Raw genomic sequence first — 18,918 nt, 5'->3', positions numbered from 1 at the left:
TCCGTCACGCTGCGTGGTGGCCGTGCCCGTCGGAAATCGACGCTTGACCGGTCCGCCTACTGTGCGGTGCGTGACGGACCTGCCACAGCAGACATTCGACGACGCGACCGCCGTGCTCCGCTCGGCCCTGGCCGGGGACGGTGACGCCGTGGTCGGCAGGTTCGACGAGGTGGTCGACCGGTCGGGCCTCGCCGGCGCGTACGGGGTGGCCTGGTGTCTCGCCGCCACCATGGTGGGGGACCCGGCCCCGGGCTCGTGCGCCCTCGACTTTCCCGGCATCGAGGAGGCGGGCTACGACGCCCGGTGGGTGGCGCGGTTCGTCAGCGCGTACGCCAACCGCGACGCCGACACCGGGCAGGCGCTGTTCGGCGCGGCGGCGGCCGACGGCCAGCTCCCCGACTGCCTGCTCACCCTGGCCGGCTCGACGATCGCCACGCTGCGCAGCCGCCGCGGGTGACGCCCCAGCCGCGCGCCGGTCGCGTGTGATAGCTCTGGTGGCATGTCCCAGGCCATGCTCAGCAAGGTCCGCAAGCTGCTGGCCCAGGCGGAGGACCCGGCCTGCACCCCCGCCGAGTCGGCGGCGTTCACGGCCAAGGCCACCGAGCTGATCGCCCGTTACGGCGTGGACCGGGCGCTGCTCGCCGCCCGCGACCCGGCCACCGACCCGGTCGGCGACCGGGTGGTCGAGGTGGTCGCCCCGTACGCCCGGGACAAGGCGGGTCTGCTCGCCGCGGTGGCCGACCCGATGCGCTGCCGCTGCGTACGCCGCCAGCACGGCAGCGGCTTCGCGATGCACCTGTTCGGCTTCGCGAGCGACCTCGAACGGGTCGACGTGCTCTTCACCTCCCTGCTCGTGCAGGCGGCGCACGGGCTGGCCGGTACGCCGGTCCCGCCCGGCGAGCAGCCGGGCGCCTTCCGTCGCTCCTGGCTGGCCGGTTTCGCGCAGGTCATCGGGGCGCGACTGCGCACCGCCGAGGCGGAGGCGGTGAGCGGCTCGGGGAAGCCTGGCGTCGGCCTCGTGCTGGCGGATCGTTCCGACCGGGTGCAGCGGCGGCTCGCCGAGGTCTATCCGCGCCTGCGGACGGCACCCCGGCGGCGACTCGCCGGCACCGGGTTCGCTTCCGGCGCCGACGCGGGACGGCGAGCGGACCTGGGCGGTCGGGTGGTCGACACGAGGTCGGGCCCGGAGCGCGGCATCGGGCGCTGAGGCTCCGGCTTCGGCGGGTGCGTGGCCTCCGGCCCGGGGCTCTGGTTTGCGGTCAGCTCAGCGGCGGGTGGTAGCCGTCGAGCGTCGCCACGTAGCGGGAGAGGAGTTCGTGCCAGCCGGCGGTGAGGGCCTGCCGATAGCCCTCGGCGGCGTCGCCGTGCCGGTCGAAGTGGCGGTGTTCCAGGTCGACCCGGGTCTGCTCGGAAGCCTCGGGAAGGAAGACGACCTCGACCTCGCTCGCCCGGGCCGGGTTCGGCACGGGCACCCGGTCGGGGCCGATCTGCCAGGTGAAGACCAGCCGGCGGGGTGGGTCCCAGGTGAGCACGCGGCCCCAGTCGGCACGGAAGCCGTACGGGCCGATCTCGTAGAGCATCCCGCCCGCCCGCGGCTCCATGCCCAACTCGGCGAGCGCCTCCGGCCCGGACCATGTGTACTCCGGCACCCACCAGTCGGTCAGTGCCCCGGTGAAGACCGCGAAGGCCCGGTCGGTGGGGGCGGAGACGAGGAGGCTGCACCGCAGGGAGAACTTCTCGACGTCCTGCCGGATGTCGGCCGGATCCGCCATCTCCTGTCCCATAGGCCCGGACCATACCGGCTGATGCCTCGATGTGCAGCCGGGCGAGGTGCCCGGTTCCGGACAGCCGTCCGACCCGCCCGAGCGCGGGGTCCGGCGTCGGAGCTCGGGTCGCCTGTTCCCGGTGTCGACGAGCCGGACATCGATCAAGGGATGGGGCGGGGGGAATCGGGTAAGCGCGCCCGGTCGTGGGCCGGTGCGAAGCCGGGCAGCCGAGCCGGGAGCGGGGACATGAGCAGCGGAAGCGCGTCGAACCAGCACGATCGGCCGGGCCAGGGCCTGGAACAGCCCGGTCAGGACCGGGAGGGCGGGGCTCAACACGGCCAGGCGCCGAACGGTGGGGGTTCACACGGCGGGCCTCCGCAGGGCGGGCCTCCGCACGGTGGGCCTCCGCAGGGTGGGCCGCCGCGCGGCCGGGACAACGCGCCGGAGCGGCACGTGCGCGGGGGCCGGTGGCCGGCCGAGGGAGACCGGCCGGGTGAGCCGGACGTCATGCTCGACGTGCCCGAGCTGCGTGTCGAGTCCCTCCGGCTGGCCGTCGACGGGCTGGACGCCGACCTCTCCCTCCGGGCGCGACTGGCGAACCTGCTTCAGTTGGACGCGGGCGTGCGCGTACGTCTCGACGCCGTCGAACTGGACATCACGGGCGTACGGGCCGAGGTGCTGCTCAAGGTGCGGCTGGAACGGCTCGTAGAGATCCTCGACCGGGCGCTGGACACCCTCGACCAGAACCCGCAGATCATCGAATCCGTGGCCCGGAACGTTCAGGGCGCGGTGGGTGACGCCGGCCGGGCCGCCCAGCAGGTGACCGGCAGCAGCGAACGGCTCGGCAACATGGTGGACCGGCTCGGGCGCGAGATCGGCTCGATCAGCGCGCGGGCCGAGTGGACCGGAGAGGGGCCGATCGCCAAGAGCGGTGGCCGGCAGGAGGCGGCACAGCAGGGCGGGCATCCGGGCGGACGGGGCGGTGCGGGGCAGCCCGGCCAGGGGCAGGGCCAGGCCGGCCAGGGGCAACCGTCGGGCCAGGGGCAACCGTCGGGCCAGGCTCAGCCCGGTCCGGGCCAGCCGGGTCAGGGGCCGGGCGGCGGTGGCCAGGGTCAGCAGGGCCCGGGCCAGGCCGGCCCGGGGCAACCGTCGGGGCAGGGCCAGCGCTCGGGTCAGGGCCAGCCGGGTCAGGGCCAGCCGTCGGGCCAGGGCCAACCCGGTCAGCCCCAGCCCGGCCAGCAGCCGGGTGGTGGTGGGCCGACGCCCAGCCCGGTGGACCTCGCCGGGCAGGCCGGGGAGGCGCTGCGGCAGGCGGGCCGGAGCGTGTGGGACGCGATCCGGGCCGGGATGGCCCAGCACGGTCCGCAGTCGAAGGGGTAGGCCGAGCGGAGAGGCGCCCGCGGCGTCGTACCGGTGGGGTACGGAAAAGGTGGCTCTCCAGCGTGACGACCGGTCGATCGACGTCTTCGTACGGTCACGGCGTAACCCGAGTCGACCGTCAGGGAGAGAGCCGTGTCCGTCGTATCGAAGTCCCGCTCCGCAGCCGTACGCGAGACCCCGGCCCGGGGCCGGGTCCGCCGCCTCGCGTCGCTGACCGGCCGCAGCCTGGCCTACGGCGCCCTGCTGCTGCCCGTCGCCCTCGCGGCGCTGGCGGCCGTGCTGGTGGGCCGGTCGCACACCGCCGTCGCGATGTGGCGTGCGCTGCGCACCCGGGTCCTGGGCCTGCCACCCGTCGAGGCCCCGCGCCGGGCGGGCCTTCTCGCGGTCGCCGGTCACGGCGTGCTGAGCGTGCTGCTCGGCGTGGCGGCGCTGCCACCGCTCGGCGTCCAACTGCTGCTGGTGCTGCGCGGGGCCCTCTACGGCCTGGTGGTCCCCGGCCCGTACGACACCGCCTGGGGCGGGCCGACCCGTGTCGGCGCCTGGGTGGTGCACTTCCTCGTGGGCGTGCCCATCGCTGCGGCCGGGCTGGCCCTGCTGATCGCCGTCGCCGCTCTGCACCAGCGGTTCACGGCCGCCCTCGACGGCGAGCGTTTGCCGCGGTGGGCCGTTCCGTCCGCACTGGTGATCTGCGCCGCCATGGGGCTCTTCGTCGTAGCCTGGCTCCGGCAGATCTAGGCGCGGGAGAGGGGGCGGCCATGTCGTCCGAGCCGCGGCCGGGCCGCGTGCCCGAGCACCTGCGGATTCGCTACGAGGGTGATCCGGTCCTGCTGACGCTCGACGGGCAGGACTTCCGGGTCCGGGCGCGCGCCGGGCACCCGGGCACGTACGACTTCGACTGGCTCACCGGGCCGCACGACTACGGCTTCGGGCTGAGCAGGTCTGGCGACGCCCCGCTGAGCCGCGCCGAGATGGAGGAGGCGATCCGCGGTTTCCTCGCCCAGATCGACCCGGCGACCGGATACCTGGCGGAATAGTGCCGGCGGCTCGGGAGCGGGAGGTCATGTCCAGGCTTCGATTTCGCGGTCCGGGCCGGGTGCGGGTGCCGACAATGAGGAAATGAGAGCGCAGACGATCCTCCAGAAGACGCAAGAGGCCGCGGCCCGTCGTCGTACTCCGAAGAAGCAACCGGTCAAGAGCCGGCGTGGCCTCCGATGGCCGCTGATGGCGGCGCTGCTCGGGGCGGGCGTGGCCGGCGCCGCGGTGATGCGGCGCCGCAAGAGCGCCGGGCCTGCCGGGCCCGGGGCGACGGGTGACGTCAGCCCGTCCGGTCAGCCCGGCGGTACCGTCCGGCCCATGGGCAGTCCCGAAGGAGTCACCGAGGTCTGGCGACAGGAGAGATGAGGCGGGCTGCTCCCGCCGGCGTCGTACCGGAAGAGCCGCGACTGCGCGGTCCGGCGGCCGGGAGTGGTCGACCACGGCACGGGCGACCGCTGCGGCAGAGGCGCCAAAAGCAAGATCCCCACCGGCGTTTCCGCTGGTGGGGATCTCTGTAGCCCGGCGAAAGGCTATGTGGCCAGGGGCGGGGTCGAACCGCCGACCTTCCGATTTTCAGTCGGACGCTCGTACCAACTGAGCTACCTGGCCTGGTCGCTCGGACCATGCTACCCGCCCGGCGGATGATCCGTCGGCAGGGCGCCGGTCCGATACGCAGAACGCCGCGCAGAAATCGCGCGGCGTCAGCGCTGCGGTCCTGACGGGACTTGAACCCGCGACCTCCGCCTTGACAGGGCGGCGAGCACTCCGACTGCTCCACAGGACCTAGCTGGTGTTGCTCCGGCTTGCGCCGGTCGTGCCCCCAACGGGATTCGAACCCGTGCTACCGCCTTGAAAGGGCGGCGTCCTGGGCCGCTAGACGATGAGGGCGGCCCCGCCATCATTGCACATCTGCAACGTCAAGCGGACTTGCTCCCATCCGGCCCCGCCGGAGGCTTGGAAAGCATACGTGATGCCCCGGCGGTCGACCAAACCGGTATGCCTCGATCGGTGCCGAGCCGCGAAACCGCAGCTCACGGCGGGGCTAGCGGAGGCGCACGATGCCGAAGCGCCGCTTCAGGTCGGCGATCACGCCGGGGCAGGCGGCGAAGGTCGCAGCCCGGTCACCGCCTCCGTCGTGCAGCAGCACGATGGCGCCGGGCCGGACGGCCTTCAGCACCCGCTTCGTGATCGTGCCCGCGGGCGGCTTGTCCCAGTCCTGCGGGTCGACGCTCCAGTGCAGCGGACGCATGCCGAGGTCCTTGGCGACCGCCACCACCTCGGGCGTCCACTGCCCGCCCGGTTGCCGGTAGAAGGCGATCGCCGCGCCGGGGGCGGCCGCCTGGATGGCCTTGTTCGTGCGGGCCAGGTCGGCGCGGATCTCGTTGACGGGCCGCCGGCCCAGGTCGAGGTCGTGCCGCCAGCTGTGGTTGCAGAGCTGGTGCCCCTCGCGGACGATCCGCCGGACCAGCTCCGGGTGGCGCCGGACCTCGGACCCCACGAGGCAGAACGTGGCGGTCACGTGGGCCGCCCGCAGCCGGTCGAGGATCTTCGGCGTCCAGGCCGGGCTGGGACCGTCGTCGAAGGTCAGTGCCACCGGGCGTACGCCGGTGGTGCGGCGCAGGCCGGCGGGCAACGTGGTCGGCTTGGGGCGCAGCGGGGGCTTCGTCGGCGTGGTCCGGCTCGGTTTCGGCGCGGCCGGCGGTTTGGGGCTGGGCGACGGCGCGGAGGTGGCCGGGGTCGGATGGCCAGCGGCGACGACGGCCCGGACCGGGTGGGCGCAACCGGCGAGGGTGAGGACCAGGCCCAGGGCGTACGCCAGCGCGACGCGCGCTTTCATCTGTTCGCTCCCGAAGGGGGTCGGGGTACGCGGACCATCAGACGCTAGTGGACCGTCGCCCGGTTCGACACCCCCGGGTCACCGCTCGGGGGCCGCCTCCAGGGAGTCGCGTACGGCCGTCACCAGGGCGACCGTCTCGGCGAGCTGTGCGGGGCGGACCACTCCGGGTGGCAGGGTCCGCCCCGCCCAGCCCGGGCCGGCGGCGAGCACCAGCAGCGGTCGGCGGGGCGCGGCGAGCAGCGCGTCCAGGTGGGCCGGGTCGGCGGTGGCCGGGGTGTGCGACCACAGGACCACGGCGGCGGGGCCGGTGCGGTTGACCGCCTCCAGCAGTGCCGGAAGGGGTACCCGGGCACCGAGCATCCGGTAGCCGATTCCCGCCTCGGCGAGTGCGGCGGCGAGCGCCTCCAGCGGCAGGGTGTGCTGCTCCTCGTCCGCGCAGGACAGCAGGATCCGCTGGGGCCCGTCCGGTGCGGCGGCGCGGCTGACGGCCGACAGCGCCTCGGAGACGCAGCGGGACACGAGGTGCTCCACCTCGACGAGGCCGGCCGTGGCGGCGTGCCGTTCGCCGATGCCGGCCAGCACCGGCCGGATCAGCGCGTCCCAGGTGGCGACGACCCCGTCGCGGGCGAGGGTACGGGCGATGGTTTCGCTGATCGCCCCGGAGTCCAGCCGCATGGCGGCGCGGGCCAGCCCCCGGGCGGCCGGTCCGGCCCGGCCGACCGGGATGGTCGTGCCGCCTCCGTCCCGGAGGCGGGCCAGGCGCGTGGCGCGGATCTCCTCGGCGCGTACCGAATTGGGGGCCTGGCGGGCCCAGCGAGCCGCTTCGGCGGGGCTGACTCCCTCGGCGGTGAGCCGGCGCATGATTTCCAGCCGGGCCAGGTCGGCCGGCGTGTAGCGGCGGTGCTGGCCCGGTTCGTGCTGGCTGGGCCCGAGCCCGTAGCGCTGGTGCCAGGTGCGCAGCGTGGTGACCGCGACCCCGAGCCGGCGGGCCACCGCGCCCGCGCTCAGCGCCTCATCGGCCACCCGACCGCTCCGGCGCGTCGTCGGTCGGTGCGCCCGACGGGACCGCGGCGGAGCGGGCCGGACCGGTGGGGTGCAGCAGGCGGTTCACCACGCCCCCGAGCCAGGGCGCGTACGCCCGCGGGTCGGCGTCGAGGTCGGTTTCGAGGGCGGCCGGATCGGCCCAGCGCAGCTCGGCCACCTCGGTGGGGTCGGGCAGGAGTGGCGCGCCGGGCCGGAACTCGCCCCGCAGGACGTGGTCGTACTCGAACTCCACGCGGCCGGTCGCCGGGTCCTCGGCGTAGTAGACGTACACACCGACCTCGGTCAGCTCGACCGGACCGGCGCCGAGCTCCTCGCGCAGCCGGCGGTTGGCCGCCTCGTCGAGCGACTCGCCGGGCAGCGGGTGGCCGCAGCAGGAGTTGGCCCAGCGCAGCGGGAAGCGGGTCTTCACGGCGGCCCGGCGCTGGAGGAGCACCTGGCCGTCCGGGTCGACCAGCATGACGGAGAAGGCCCGGTGCAGCCGGCCCGGCGGCTGGTGGGCGGCCGCGACGGTGGTCTCGCCGCAGGGCCGCCCCGCGTCGTCGACCAGTTCCACCAGATGCGCCTCACGCTCGCTCATGCCGGCACCTCCCTCCGGTCGGCGCCGGCATGAGGCCCGACCGCGCTGTGCCGATGATTCGCTCACTGCGTTCGCTCATCGTCCGACTCCCGTCACACGGCCGGCGGCCAGCTTGCCGGAGATCAACACCATCGGCACCCCGACTCCCGGCTGCGTGCCGGAGCCGACGAAGACCACGTTGGAAAGGGTCCGGTGCAGGTTGCCCGGACGGAAGGGCCCGGTCTGGAGGAAGCTGTGCGCGGCCGCGAACGGGGTGCCGGCAGCCATGCCCTGCGCGGCCCAGTCCGCCGGTGTCACGGTGCGCAGCACCTCCACGCCCGCGCCGAAGCCGACGTAGCCGCGCTCCTCGAGGGTGCCGAGGAGCCGGTCGGCGTAGCGGTGGGCGAGGTCGCCCCGCCAGTCGAACGGTGCCCGGTCGAGGTTGGGCACGGGGGCGAGCACGTAGTAGGTGTGCCGTCCCGGTGGCGCCACCGACGGGTCCGTCCGGCTCGGGTTCGTGACCAGAAGTGACGGATCGGACATCAGCTCACCCCGCCGGATGACCTCGTCGAACGTGCCCTTCCACGACCGTCCGAAATGGATGTTGTGGTGGGCGATCCTCCCATACTCCTGCGTCGAACCGACGTGCAGCACGACGCACGAGGGCGAGTAGGTGAGCCGGCGCCGGCGGGCGGGCGGCAGCAGGTCCCGGTACGCGACCGGCAGGTCCGGATTGAGCACCACCACGTCGGCCGGGACGCGCTCGCCGTCCTCGGTGAGCACCCCGGTGGCCCGCCCGTTCGCCGTCTCCACCCGGCTCACCGTGCTGCCGTAGCGGATCTGGACCCCGTGCTTCTCGGCCGCGCCGGCCATGGCCCGGGACACGGCGTGGACGCCGCCGCGGGGGAACCAGACCCCGGCCACCGAGTCGAGGTACGCGATGACCGCGTAGATCGCCAGCGCGTCGTGCGGGGCGAGCCCGGCGTACATGGCCTGGAACGAGAAGATCCGTTGGGTACGCGGGTCGCGGAAGAACTGGCCGATCTTGGTGTGCAGGCGGCGGAAGGCGCCGCCGGCCAGCAGACGCAGCAGGTTGCCGGTCATCAGGTCGAGCGGCGTGTCCAGGTTGCGCTCGATGAAGTCGGCACGTTCGAGCTGCCACAGCCGTCGGGCGTAGTCGACGAAGCGCAGGTAGCCGTCGGCCTCGCGCGGGCCGCAGACCCGGGAGATCTCGGCGGCCATGCGGGTGGTGTCGGTGATGACGTCCAGCGTCGAGCCGTCCGGGTAGTGGGCCCGGTAGGCCGGGTCGAGTGGCGTCAGGTCCAGCCAGTCGTCGAGCTCCTCGCCGACCGCGCCGAGCGCCTCGGCGATCAGCTCCGGCATGGTGAGCACGGTCGGCCCGGTGTCGAACTCGTAGCCGTCCACACCGAGCCGGCCGGCCCGGCCGCCCGGCACCGCCTCGCGTTCGAGCACGGTCACCTGCCGGCCGCTTCCGGCGAGGTGCAGCGCGCAGGCGAGGCCGCCGAGGCCGGCACCCACGACCACCACCCGGTCCGTCCGTCCGTCGACCGTCCGCACGCCACCACCTCCTCGGGGAAGAGCGCCCATCATGCCCGCCGATCCGTCGCCGCGGTGGCCAGGCCGGCCAGCGCCGCGCGGGTGGTGGGATCGAGCTCCGCGCCGTCGAGCGCGGCCAGCGCCTCGGCCACCCGGTCGTCGATCATCCGGCGTACGCGGGCGACGGCGCCCGTGAGCTCGACGACCTCGGCCAACGCCGCGATCTCGCGGTCGCCGGCGACGGCGCCCGCCCGGTCGAGGGCGCGGCGCTGGGCCGGCGTGGCCAGCTGCCGGGCGAGCAGCAGCAGCACGGTCGGCTTTCCCGAGCGCAGGTCGTCGCCGGCCGGTTTCCCCGTGGTCGCGGGGTCGCCGCGGACGCCGAGCAGGTCGTCGCAGAGCTGGAACGCCTCGCCGACCGCGAGGCCGTAGCGGGTGTACGCCGCGATCTGCGGGGCGTCGGCCGTCACGCCCGCGAGGGCCGCGCCGAAGAGCAACGGTCGCTGCACCGTGTAGCTCGCGGTCTTGTAGCGGGCCACGCGCAACGCCCGGTCGACCGACCAGCCGGTGGCCTCGCTCTCGCCGAGCACGTCGAGGAACTGCCCGGCCACCGTCTCCACACGCATCTGGTCGTAGCAGCGGCGCACCTCGAACAGTCGTGTGGCGGGGACGGACGCGTGCGCCATGAGCCGGTCGGCCCAGACGAGGCACAGGTCGCCGGCGAGCACCGCGACGGACTCGCCGAACCGGCGCGGGTCGCCGCGACGACCGGCGGCCGCGTGCCGCGCGGCTAGCGCCACGTGCAGCGTGGGCCGGCCCCGCCGGGTGGCGGCCTCGTCCATGACGTCGTCGTGCACGAGCGCGAAGGTGTGCAGCAGCTCCAGCGCGGCCAGCGCGGGGAGGACCGGCGGCAGTGGCTCCGCCACGCCGACGAGCCCTCGCCAGCCCCAGTGGGCGAACGTCGGCCGGATCCGTTTGCCGCCGCAGAGCACGGCGTCGCGGGTGGTGGTCGCGAAGTCGCCGATCGCGGCGTCGATCTCGGTGAGGGTGGCGACCTCGGCGGCCAGGAAGGCGGCGAGCGTGTCGTCCAGAGCGGTGACCAGGTCACGTGCGTGGGCGGCCAGGACGGCGCCGACCGGATCGCTGTCGCGGGCCGGTTGCGCCGGAACCACCGGGAGAGCGTCCGCCGCAACCGCGTCGTTGGCCATGCGGCCGAGCGTACCCTAGAGTTACGAGTTGCGTCGATTGGTGCGTCGATTAACCGAGGAGGGGCCGGTGGACACGGAACTCGCCGTCGCCTATGACCGGTGCCGTGAGCTGCACAGACGCCACGGCCGCACCTACTATCTCGCCACCCGGCTGCTCCCCGCGTGGAAACGGCGACATGTTCACGCCCTCTACGGATTCACCCGGTACGCCGACGAGATCGTCGACAGCACCGACGACCTGCCACCGGCCGAACGCGCCGTCCGGCTCGACGACTGGGCCGGCCGTTTCCTCGCCGGCCTGCACGGCGAGCGGGTGGACGACCCGCTGCTCCCCGCGGTGCTGCACACCATCGCGGTCTTCGACCTCGACCGGGACGACTTCGCCGCGTTCCTCAAGAGCATGGCGATGGACCTGACCGTCACCTCGTACCCGACCTACGGACACCTGCTCGACTACATGGAGGGGTCGGCGGCGGTCATCGGCACCATGATGCTGCCGGTCCTCGAGAGCTCCGACCCCGTCGCGGCCCGGGAACCGGCCCGCCAGCTCGGCTTCGCCTTCCAGCTCACCAACTTCATCCGCGACGTGGCCGAGGACCTGGACCGGGGCCGCACCTACCTGCCCGACGAGGACCTGGCCCGGTTCGGGGTCACCCGCGACGACCTGACCGAGGCCCGCGCGCGGGGCCGCGCCACGACTGCGATCCGGGCGCTGATCGCGTACGAGGTGACCCGCGCCCAGGCCCACTACGCGGCGGCGGCGCCCGGGATCACCCTGCTCGCGCCCGCGTCACAGGCGTGCATGCGGACCGCGTACTCGCTCTACGGCGGGATCCTCGACGAGGTCGCCGCCCAGGACTACGACGTCTTCGCCCGCCGGGCCGTGGTGCCCCAGCGGCGGCGGGTCGCCGTGGCGGCCCGCGCCCTGCTCGCCCGCACCGGCACGCCGGTGGTCGTCCCCGGCCCCGCGGGCGTTCCTCAAAGGCAGGAGTGCAGGGCGGCCACCAGGTCCTCCACCCGGTCGAAGTCGGCCAGCCGGGCCGTCACGTAGGCGAAGACGTAACCGCGCTCCGGGTCCGCCCAGGCGCAGCTTCCACCGAGCCCGCCCATGCCCCAGCTCCCGTCCTCCTCCCACTGCATGCCCAGCGTCCAGCGGATCCGTCGGCCCAGGAGCAGGTCGTCGCCGTCGTACTGGATCCGGGTCGCCTCGGCGACCAGCTCGGAACCGAACAGCCGGACGCCGTCGAGGACCCCGCCGGCGAGCAGCCCGGCGTAGAGCCGGGCCAGCCCGGTCGCGGTGGCGTGCAGGTTGACGGCGGGTATCTCGGCGCCGCGCCAGAGCGGGCTGTTCAGCACGGCGAGGTCCAGTCCGCCCGCGGGATTGGTCACCGCCCGGTGCCGCAGCGATCCCGGCTCACCGGCCGTCCGTGCCGGCCAGCCCGGGTCGCCGTACGACAGGTCGGCGCAGCGCCGCTGGTCCGCCGCGTCGAGGCCGAAGCCCAGGTCGAGCCCCCATAGTCCGGCGATCTCCTCGGCCAGGAACCGGCCCACCGACCGGCCGTCCACCCGACGGACCAGCTCGCCGACCAGGTGCCCGTACGTCCAGGCGTGCTCGCCCGCGGCGGATCCCGGCGGCCATTCGGGCGCGGCGGCCGCGAGATCGGCGCAGAGCAGGTCCCAGTCGGCGACGGCGCCGGCCGGCCGGGGCACGGGGAACGCCGGGAGGCCCGCCGTGTGCGCCAACACCTGACGGACGGTCGCCGGCGCGCGGAAGCCGGGCCAGCGGCGGGCCACCGGGTCGTCCAGGTCGAGCCGGCCACGGTCGACGAGCGCGAGCAGGCAGAGCGCGGCCACCGGCTTGCCGGTCGAGTAGACGTTCACCAACGTGTCGGGCCGCCAGGGCGAACCCGGCGACCGTTCACCGCCGATTAGGTCCACGACGGGCCGGCCGTCGTACCAGATCGCCAGGCCGGCGCCGCTCTCCCGCCCCTGCGCGAACAGCTCCCGGAAGCAGTCCCGAACGACCCCGAACCGCGCCTCATGCATCCGCCCACGGTAGGCGCACCCCCGCGGTCCCCGGTTGATCATGAAGTTATTGCCGCGACACGCCGTGTCATCGGGCAACAACTTCATGATCACGCCGGGGAGGGCGGGGGGAGAGGGCTGGGGCGGTGAGTCGGGCTGGGGCGGGCTGGGGGATGCTGTGCGGGTGGTGGATCCGCAGCAGGTGGACGTGGTCGTGGTCGGGCTCGGCGTCGGGGGCGAGGAGGTGGCCGGGCGACTCGCCGAGGCCGGCCTCAGCGTGGTCGGCATCGAGCGGGATCTGGTCGGCGGGGAGTGCCCGTACTGGGGCTGCATCCCGAGCAAGATGATGATCAGGGCGGCGAACGCCCTCGCCGAGGCGCGGCGTGTCGACGGGCTCGCCGGCACCGCGCAGGTCCAGCCGGACTGGGCGCCGGTGGCCAAGCGCATCCGCGAGGAGGCCACCGACACCTGGGACGACCGGGTGGCGGTCGACCGGTTCGTCGGCCGCGGCGGCCGGTTCGTCCGGGGCAGCGGGCGGCTCGACGGGCCGGGCCGGGTCCGGGTGGGCGACCAGGTGTTCGAGGCGCGGTACGGCATCGTGTTGGGCACCGGCACCCGCCCCGCGGTGCCGCCGATCGAGGGGCTGGCCGACACTCCGTACTGGACCAACCACCAGGCGATCGAGGTCGAGGAACTGCCGGAGTCGCTGCTGGTGCTGGGCGGTGGGGCCATCGGGCTGGAGCTGTCGCAGGTGTTCGCCCGGTTCGGTGTCCGGGTCACGGTGGTCGAGGCACTGGACCGGGTGCTGGCCGTCGAGGAGCCGGAGGCGTCCGAGGTGGCCGCCGCCGCGTTGCGCGCGGACGGGGTGGAGATCCACACCGGCGTACGCGCCGAGCGGGTCGACCACGACGGGCAGCGGTTCACCGTGCGCGCCGGGGGCGCGGAGTTCGACGCGGAGCGACTGCTCGTGGTGACCGGCCGCCGTGCGCACCTCGACGAGTTGGGCCTCGACACGGTCGGGATCGATTCCGGGCAGCGCTTCCTGACGGTGGACGACCGGATGCACGTGACCGACGACATCTGGGCGGTCGGCGACGTGACCGGCGAGGGCGCGTTCACCCACATGGCCATGTACCAGGCGGCCATCGTCATCGCCGACGTGCTCGACCGCGCCCGGCACGGCCGGGCCGGGGCGGATCCCAGCGGCACGGCGAGCGTGGTCGGCGGCGCCATGGGCGCGGCGAGCGCCCTCAGCACGAGCGGGTCGAGCGGGTCGGCCGGCACCGTGCCGCGCGCCGACTACCGGGCGCTGCCCCGGGTCACGTTCACCGACCCGGAGGTGGGCGCGGTGGGGCTGACCGAGCGGCAGGCGCGGGAGCGGGGCATCAACGTCCAGGTCGGCTTCACGAAGCTGGGCACGTCGACGCGGGGGTGGATCCACCGCGTCGGCGACGAGGGCTTCATCAAGCTGATCGCGGACGCCGACCAGGGCGTGCTCATCGGCGCGACGTCGGTCGGACCGGCCGGCGGCGAGGTGCTGTCCGGCCTGGTCGTCGCGGTGCACGCGGCCGTGCCGCTCAGTCAGCTCCGGCACATGATCTACGCGTACCCGACGTTCCACCGCGCCATCGAGGACGCGCTGCGCGACCTCTCCTGACGGGTGCCCTCCGGTCGCGGGCGTGCCGGGGACCGACAGGAGGATGCACTACCCCGACAGACGGTTGCTCATTTCTTTCAGGGAGATGACGTACGATTGCGGCCGTGACGAAGCGGTTGACCGAGGTTGCCAGAAAGGCCGGCGTCAGCGAGGCCACCGTGAGCCGGGTGCTCAACGGCCGGGACGGGGTCTCCGAGGCGACCCGGACGGCCGTGCTGACCGCGCTCGACGTGCTCGGCTACGAGCGGCCCACCAAGCTGCGCGGTGAGCGTGCCCGGCTGGTCGGGCTCGTGCTCCCGGAGTTGCAGAACCCGATCTTCCCGGCGCTCGCCGAGGTGGTGACGGGGTCCCTCGCCCAGCGCGGGTTCACCCCGGCGCTCTGCGCCCGCACCATCGGGGGCGTCTCCGAGATGGACTACGTGGAGATGCTGCTCGACCACCAGGTCTCTGGGGTGATCTTCGCGGGCGGGTCGTACGCGCTCGCCGACGCCAAGCACGACCACTACCGCCGGTTGACCGACCGGGGTCTGCCGGTGGTGCTGGTCAACGCGGGTGTGGACGAGCTGGGCTTCCCGCGGGTGTCCACGGACGACGCCGTGGCGGTCGAGCAGGCGTACGGGCACCTGCGCTCGCTCGGGCACGAGCGCATCGGGATGGTGCTCGGCCCGGAGGGGCACGTGCCGTCGCGCCGCAAGCTGGGCGCGATGATCCAGGTCGCGGGCTGGACGGACGGCGCCGAGTTCGTCGAGCGCTCCAGCTTCTCGATGGAGGGGGCGCGGGTCGCCGCCACCAGACTGGTCGAGCGCGGCGTCACCGGCATCATCTGCGCGAGCGACGTGCTGGCCCTGGGCACCATCCGGGCCGCCCGGCGGCTCGGGCGTGCGGTGCCGACCGACGTGTCGGTGGTCGGCTTCGACGACTCCGCGTTCATGACGTGCACCGACCCGCCGCTGACCACCGTGCGCCAGCCGATCGAGACGATGGGGCAGGCCGCCGTGGACCTGCTGGTCACGCAGATCGAGGGGGCCGGCGTCCTCAACGACGAGCTGCTGTTCGAACCCGAGCTGGTCGTCCGCGGCTCCACGGGGCCCGCCCCGGGTCGCTGAACCGGCCGGGCACGGCCGGCCCCGCCGGCCGGCCGAGCGGCCCGCGACCACCGCACCAACCAGCCGGGGACCACCGTCCTTCGGCACCGGACCTGACACGAGGCCGTCGACCGCCGCACGCGGTCGGCGGCCTCGTTTCGTGCGCTGACGCGACGCGTTCCGGCCTCACCAAATCCGGGCTAAGGCCGTAAACCGGGCCGCCTGTCGGAATCTCTCGTATCCAAGTCGCAATTTTTCAAAACTAGATCGATACCTTGCCGTCATGAGTACGCCTCGTTACAGTGACTCCACTCACACCGGGCCTCCATCCGACTACCGGGGGTCAGGTGGCATGACGGACACGGATCAGCACGGCAGCACTGCGGTGGGTCACCGCAGGTCAGCGAAGGTCATGGAGACACCCGTTCCCGAAGGGATGGACAGATGTCGGTACCGCAGTACCGGAAGGCTGCGGCGTTAGCGCTCGTGGCCGGCCTGGGGCTCAGCCTCACGGCGTGCTCCACGAAGAGCGACGACGCGACGGACGATGCAAGCGGCAAGGTCACCATCACGGTCGACTGCCAGCCGGTCGGCGCCCAGAAGGAGCTGTTGCAGAACTGGAACGACGATGTCGTCGAGTTCCAGCGGCAGAACCCGAACATCACCATCAAGAGCGTGAGCGTCGGCCAGCAGTGCAACAACCCGCCGGACTTCACCGCCCGCCTCGCCGGCGGCACCATGACCGACGTGTTCTACGGGTACATGACCGATCTCCAGCAGGTGCTCGACTCCGGTCAGGCCATGGACATCACCGAGTACGCCAACAAGGACACGATCCCGACCTGGGACAGCATCGACCCGGCGCTCAAGGAGGTCTTCACCGACGACGGCAAGCTCTACGCCGTTCCCGCGAAGAACTACTCGATGGGCCTCGTCTACAACAAGGTCCTGTTCCAGCGGGCGGGTCTCGACGTGAACAACCCGCCCAAGACGTGGCCCGAGGTCCGGGAGGCGGCCAAGAAGATCTCGGCGCTCGGCGGCGGCATCTCCGGCTACTCGGAGTACAGCGCCGGCGGCACCGGAGGCTGGCACTTCACCTCCCTGCTCTACTCCCAGGGCGGGCAGGTGCTGACCCCGGACGGCAAGAAGGCCGACTTCAACAACCCGATGGGCAGGCAGGTCCTCCAGAACCTCAAGGACATGCGGTACGGGGACAACAGCATGGGCAGCCGCCAGCTGTTGCAGTGGGGCGACCTGCTCACCAACGCCGCCGCCGGCAAGGTGGGCATGTTCATCGGCGCGCCGGACACCACCCAGGCCATCGTCAGCCAGTTCCAGGGCAAGTTCCAGGACTGGGCGCTGGCCCCGCTGCCCGGCCAGGACGGCCCGGCGAAGGCGACGCTCGGCGGTGGTGAGGGGTACTTCTTCAAGAAGGGCCTGAGCCCCGAGCAGGTCAAGGCCGGCCTGAAGTGGGTCGCGTACCAGAAGCTGACCCCGGGCAAGGGCCAGTTCGACTACGTCCGGGCCAAGCCGCAGAACTACCCGGTCGGTCTGCCCCAGCCGCTGCTGTTCGCGAACGGCAGCGAGGCGCAGAAGCAGGAGTTCGAGCTGCGCAAGGCGAACGCGAACGTCGACGTCGCGAACTTCGCGCTCTTCGAGGCCAACCCGATCACGATCAAGGGCGAGCCGCGCAACGCGCAGGCGATCTACGCGGTGCTCGACGCCGCGATGTCCGGGGTGCTCACCAACCCGAACGCGAACATCGACGCGCTCCTCAAGACGGCCGAGGACAAGGTCAACCAGCTCCTCGCCGCCGACAGCTGACCCGAACGGTGTGGGGGCCGCGGCACCGGCCCCCACACCACCCGCGCCGCACCGTCCGGTCACTGACCACCAGGAGTTGCCTTGGCGATCACCTCCGCCCCGGGGACCGTCAGCGAAACACGTCGCCCCGCGCGGCCGGCCCCCGCAGGGCCGCAGCGTACGAGTCTCGGCCGCTGGGTCCGGGACAACCTCACCGGGCACGCGTTCCTGATCGGCGCGGTGCTCTGCTTCGCGGTCTTCTCCTGGTACCCGATGATCCGCGGCATCGTGATGAGCTTCCAGCGCACGCGGCGCGGCGAGACCACCTGGGTGGGCTGGGACAACTACACCCGCATCCTCGACGACCCCAGCTTCTGGACCGCCTGGAAGAACACGCTCTACTTCACGGTCCTGGCGCTCGTCGTCGGGTACGCGGTGCCGTTCTTCGTGGCGATCCTGCTGAACGAGCTGCGCCACGCCAAGGGGTACCTGCGGATCCTGGTCTACCTGCCGGTGATGCTGCCGCCGGCCTCGGCGCTGTTCCTCTTCAAGTTCTACGCGTACGACCCCAGCGACGCGGGTCTGTTCAACGCGGTGCTGAAGGCGCTGCACCTGCCGACGTCGCAGTGGATGCAGTCGCCCGAGATGACCATGCCGGCCATGGTCATCGCGTCGACGTGGATGAACATGGGTAGCGCCGTGCTCATCTACCTGGCGGCGCTGCAGAACATCCCCGGTGAGCTCTACGAGGCCGCCGAGCTGGACGGCGCCGGGATCTGGCGCCGGATCCTGAACGTGACCATCCCGCAGACCCGGCTCATCCTCGCGCTGCTCGCCATGATGCAGATCGTCGCCACCATGCAGCTCTTCATCGAGCCGCTGATCCTGGCCAACGGCGCGGGCGCCGAGGACTCGGCGACCTCTGTCGCGTACCTCATCTACCAGCACGGGTTCTTCCAGAACGACCTCAACGGCGCCGCGGCGCTCGGCGTGATCATGCTCGTGGTGCTGGCCGGCTTCTCCGCCGTCTACGTACGGCTCACGGCGAAACAGGACTAGGACGGACGACCCATGGCACAGGACTCCGGGACCCGGACCCTCATCTCGCACGCCCAGCTCCGGCGGGGGCGCGGCCGGGCGCTCTACTGGACGCTGCTCGCCGTCGTCGTGGTGGTGTTCACGCTCGTCTTCCTCGGCCCGCTCTACTGGATGGTCACCGGCGCCCTCAAGTCGGGCCAGGAGATCGCGCAGACCCCGCCGTCACTGTTTCCCAAGGATCCCCAGCCGCAGAACTACGTCGACGCGTGGCACAACCTGGACCTCGCGAAGCTGCTGTTCAACACGTTCTACTACGCGGCCGGCGCGGTGGTGTTCCAGCTCGTCCTCGACACGGCGGCCGCGTACTCGCTGTCGAAGCTCCGGCCGGTGTTCGGCAACGTGATCCTCGCCCTGATGCTGTCGACGCTGATGATCCCGGCGATGGTCCTCATCGTCCCGCAGTACGTGACCGTGATCGACCTGCCGATCCTGCACATCAACCTGCTCGACTCGCCGTTCGCGATCTGGCTGCCCCTGGTCGCGAACGCGTTCAACATCTTCCTCCTGAAACGGTTCTTCGACTCGATCCCGGAGGACCTGATGGCGGCGGCCCGGATCGACGGGGCGACACCGCTGCGTACGCTCTGGTCGATCATCCTGCCGATGTCGCGCCCCATCCTCGGGGTGGTGTCGATCTTCGCGGTGACGGCGGTGTGGAAGGACTTCCTCTGGCCGAAGCTCGTCATGCCGTCGCCCGAGACCCGGACGGTCAGCGTCGGCATCTACGCCTTCTCGGGCGGCACACCCGAGAACGTGGTGGTCGCCGCGTCGGTCATCGCCGCGATCCCGACCGTCATCGTCTTCCTGATCTTCCAGCGGAACATCATGTCGGGCCTGACCACCGGCAGCCTCAAGGGATGACCGCCCGCG

Annotated in this window: 19 protein-coding genes and 3 tRNA genes; 12 read left to right on the top strand and 10 right to left on the bottom strand. The window is 72.8% G+C overall.

The features are described from left to right. The first annotated feature begins 70 nt into the window (after nucleotides 1-70). Nucleotides 71-457 carry a hypothetical protein gene (locus tag ACSNOA_RS01485; protein ID WP_436655416.1) on the top strand — a complete coding sequence of 129 codons (387 nt, stop codon included), beginning with the start codon at nucleotides 71-73 and terminating at the stop codon, nucleotides 455-457. A gap of 42 nt (nucleotides 458-499) precedes the next feature. Continuing rightward, nucleotides 500-1,207 carry a DUF2786 domain-containing protein gene (locus ACSNOA_RS01480; protein ID WP_436655414.1) on the top strand — a complete coding sequence of 236 codons (708 nt, stop codon included), beginning with the start codon at nucleotides 500-502 and terminating at the stop codon, nucleotides 1,205-1,207. Nucleotides 1,208-1,259: 52 nt separating this feature from the next. On the opposite strand, the gene ACSNOA_RS01475 is transcribed toward ACSNOA_RS01480, so the two are convergent. Further along, complete coding sequence (locus ACSNOA_RS01475) at nucleotides 1,260-1,784, bottom strand: SRPBCC family protein (RefSeq protein ID WP_436655412.1); 525 nt, start codon at nucleotides 1,782-1,784, stop codon at nucleotides 1,260-1,262. Between the two features lie 435 nt (nucleotides 1,785-2,219). On the opposite strand from ACSNOA_RS01475, the gene ACSNOA_RS01470 reads away from it, so the two are divergent. From ACSNOA_RS01470 to ACSNOA_RS01455, 4 genes are all read left to right on the top strand, one after another. Then, nucleotides 2,220-3,146, top strand: a complete 927-nt coding sequence (locus ACSNOA_RS01470) for a hypothetical protein (protein WP_436655410.1) — start codon at nucleotides 2,220-2,222, stop codon at nucleotides 3,144-3,146. Nucleotides 3,147-3,278: 132 nt separating this feature from the next. Continuing rightward, nucleotides 3,279-3,881: a hypothetical protein gene (locus ACSNOA_RS01465; protein ID WP_436655408.1), complete on the top strand. Its 603-nt coding sequence runs from the start codon at nucleotides 3,279-3,281 to the stop codon at nucleotides 3,879-3,881. A 20-nt stretch (nucleotides 3,882-3,901) separates the two neighbouring features. Then, complete coding sequence (locus ACSNOA_RS01460; protein ID WP_436655406.1) at nucleotides 3,902-4,180, top strand: hypothetical protein; 279 nt, start codon at nucleotides 3,902-3,904, stop codon at nucleotides 4,178-4,180. 82 nt (nucleotides 4,181-4,262) lie between these two features. After that, on the top strand, nucleotides 4,263-4,547 hold the full coding sequence (locus ACSNOA_RS01455; protein WP_436655404.1) for a hypothetical protein: 285 nt from the start codon (nucleotides 4,263-4,265) through the stop codon (nucleotides 4,545-4,547). A 169-nt stretch (nucleotides 4,548-4,716) separates the two neighbouring features. On the opposite strand, the gene ACSNOA_RS01450 is transcribed toward ACSNOA_RS01455, so the two are convergent. The 8 genes from ACSNOA_RS01450 to ACSNOA_RS01415 all read right to left on the bottom strand — a co-directional run bounded on the left by ACSNOA_RS01450 (nucleotide 4,717) and on the right by ACSNOA_RS01415 (nucleotide 10,380). Next, a tRNA-Phe gene (locus tag ACSNOA_RS01450) sits at nucleotides 4,717-4,790 on the bottom strand. A gap of 101 nt (nucleotides 4,791-4,891) precedes the next feature. Continuing rightward, a tRNA-Asp gene (locus ACSNOA_RS01445) sits at nucleotides 4,892-4,965 on the bottom strand. Between the two features lie 31 nt (nucleotides 4,966-4,996). Then, nucleotides 4,997-5,069: transfer RNA gene (locus ACSNOA_RS01440), tRNA-Glu, on the bottom strand. A gap of 154 nt (nucleotides 5,070-5,223) precedes the next feature. Continuing rightward, entirely contained in the window at nucleotides 5,224-6,018 is a 795-nt protein-coding gene (locus ACSNOA_RS01435; RefSeq protein ID WP_436655402.1) for a polysaccharide deacetylase family protein, read from the bottom strand. Between the two features lie 78 nt (nucleotides 6,019-6,096). Further along, nucleotides 6,097-7,041 (bottom strand): MerR family transcriptional regulator, encoded by a 945-nt coding sequence (locus ACSNOA_RS01430; protein ID WP_436655400.1) that lies wholly within the window; start codon nucleotides 7,039-7,041, stop codon nucleotides 6,097-6,099. After that, nucleotides 7,031-7,639, bottom strand: a complete 609-nt coding sequence (gene idi, locus ACSNOA_RS01425) for an isopentenyl-diphosphate Delta-isomerase (RefSeq protein ID WP_436655398.1) — start codon at nucleotides 7,637-7,639, stop codon at nucleotides 7,031-7,033. The genes ACSNOA_RS01430 and idi overlap by 11 nt, the downstream gene beginning before the upstream one ends. A 75-nt stretch (nucleotides 7,640-7,714) precedes the next feature. After that, a complete protein-coding gene (crtI, locus tag ACSNOA_RS01420; RefSeq protein WP_436655396.1) occupies nucleotides 7,715-9,196 on the bottom strand; it encodes a phytoene desaturase family protein in 1,482 nt (493 codons plus the stop codon). Between the two features lie 29 nt (nucleotides 9,197-9,225). Continuing rightward, the gene (locus ACSNOA_RS01415; protein WP_436655394.1) at nucleotides 9,226-10,380 is read right to left on the bottom strand and encodes a polyprenyl synthetase family protein; all 1,155 of its coding nucleotides are present in this window, start codon (nucleotides 10,378-10,380) and stop codon (nucleotides 9,226-9,228) included. Nucleotides 10,381-10,447: 67 nt separating this feature from the next. Between ACSNOA_RS01415 and ACSNOA_RS01410 the strand changes: the two genes are divergently transcribed. Then, nucleotides 10,448-11,431 carry a phytoene/squalene synthase family protein gene (locus tag ACSNOA_RS01410; protein ID WP_436655392.1) on the top strand — a complete coding sequence of 328 codons (984 nt, stop codon included), beginning with the start codon at nucleotides 10,448-10,450 and terminating at the stop codon, nucleotides 11,429-11,431. On the opposite strand, the gene ACSNOA_RS01405 is transcribed toward ACSNOA_RS01410, so the two are convergent. Continuing rightward, nucleotides 11,359-12,426: a serine hydrolase domain-containing protein gene (locus tag ACSNOA_RS01405; RefSeq protein ID WP_436655390.1), complete on the bottom strand. Its 1,068-nt coding sequence runs from the start codon at nucleotides 12,424-12,426 to the stop codon at nucleotides 11,359-11,361. The two genes, ACSNOA_RS01410 and ACSNOA_RS01405, sit on opposite strands and share 73 nt — an antisense overlap. A 166-nt stretch (nucleotides 12,427-12,592) precedes the next feature. Between ACSNOA_RS01405 and ACSNOA_RS01400 the strand changes: the two genes are divergently transcribed. From ACSNOA_RS01400 to ACSNOA_RS01380, 5 genes are all read left to right on the top strand, one after another. Further along, on the top strand, nucleotides 12,593-14,062 hold the full coding sequence (locus ACSNOA_RS01400; protein ID WP_436656178.1) for a dihydrolipoyl dehydrogenase family protein: 1,470 nt from the start codon (nucleotides 12,593-12,595) through the stop codon (nucleotides 14,060-14,062). A gap of 104 nt (nucleotides 14,063-14,166) precedes the next feature. Next, nucleotides 14,167-15,168: a LacI family DNA-binding transcriptional regulator gene (locus ACSNOA_RS01395; RefSeq protein WP_436655388.1), complete on the top strand. Its 1,002-nt coding sequence runs from the start codon at nucleotides 14,167-14,169 to the stop codon at nucleotides 15,166-15,168. A gap of 423 nt (nucleotides 15,169-15,591) precedes the next feature. Then, entirely contained in the window at nucleotides 15,592-16,971 is a 1,380-nt protein-coding gene (locus tag ACSNOA_RS01390; protein ID WP_436655386.1) for an ABC transporter substrate-binding protein, read from the top strand. Nucleotides 16,972-17,052: 81 nt separating this feature from the next. Continuing rightward, nucleotides 17,053-18,009: a carbohydrate ABC transporter permease gene (locus ACSNOA_RS01385; RefSeq protein WP_436655384.1), complete on the top strand. Its 957-nt coding sequence runs from the start codon at nucleotides 17,053-17,055 to the stop codon at nucleotides 18,007-18,009. A 12-nt stretch (nucleotides 18,010-18,021) separates the two neighbouring features. Continuing rightward, a complete protein-coding gene (locus ACSNOA_RS01380) occupies nucleotides 18,022-18,909 on the top strand; it encodes a carbohydrate ABC transporter permease (protein WP_436655382.1) in 888 nt (295 codons plus the stop codon). Nucleotides 18,910-18,918 lie beyond the last annotated feature (9 nt).

Source organism: Micromonospora sp. URMC 103 (genome assembly GCF_051386435.1).
GTDB lineage: Bacteria > Actinomycetota > Actinomycetes > Mycobacteriales > Micromonosporaceae > Micromonospora.
The sequence above is the reverse complement of the archived record's forward strand: the minus strand, read 5'-3'. Positions and strand labels throughout refer to the sequence as shown.